The organism is Helicobacter cinaedi CCUG 18818 = ATCC BAA-847 (genome assembly GCF_000155475.1).
Taxonomy (GTDB): domain Bacteria; phylum Campylobacterota; class Campylobacteria; order Campylobacterales; family Helicobacteraceae; genus Helicobacter_C; species Helicobacter_C cinaedi.
In genome coordinates this window covers 3,771-4,376 of record NZ_DS990407.1, presented here as the reverse complement: position 1 = coordinate 4,376, position 606 = coordinate 3,771, and the positions used below count along the sequence as shown (strand labels likewise).

Here is a 606-nt window from a genome sequence, read left to right as displayed (position 1 = left end):
AAGAGAAAAGTTTTTCCATCGATTTTATGAATATACAAATAATTGGAGCCAACCTGCAGGTGATGATTATCAGCCAGCAGAGAATTAAGGAAAACAGACAGGTTTATTGAGCGCTTATCTTTCCCTTTATTTTTGCTGCGGTAAGTCGCATAAAAACCATTCTTCATAATTCAATCCATTTACTATGTTATGTTCTGAGGGGAGTGAAAATTCCCCTAATTCGATGAAGATTCTTGCTCAATTGTTATCAGCTATGCGCCGACCAGAACACCTTGCCGATCAGCCAAACGTCTCTTCAGGCCACTGACTAGCGATAACTTTCCCCACAACGGAACAACTCTCATTGCATGGGATCATTGGGTACTGTGGGTTTAGTGGTTGTAAAAACACCTGACCGCTATCCCTGATCAGTTTCTTGAAGGTAAACTCATCACCCCCAAGTCTGGCTATGCAGAAATCACCTGGCTCAACAGCCTGCTCAGGGTCAACGAGAATTAACATTCCGTCAGGAAAGCTTGGCTTGGAGCCTGTTGGTGCGGTCATGGAATTACCTTCAACCTCAAGCCAGAATGCAGAATCACTGGCTTTTTTGGTTGTGCTTACCCA

2 protein-coding genes are annotated in these 606 nt (G+C 43.6%); both read right to left on the bottom strand.

All coding sequences use genetic code 11. From position 1 onward, the window contains the following. A partial coding sequence (locus HCCG_RS11805; protein WP_459410686.1) for a hypothetical protein occupies positions 1-167 on the bottom strand: 167 nt, incomplete at its 3' end. 112 nt (positions 168-279) lie between these two features. Then, on the bottom strand, positions 280-606 hold a 327-nt coding region (locus HCCG_RS11250; RefSeq protein ID WP_034548643.1), incomplete at its 5' end, for a LexA family protein.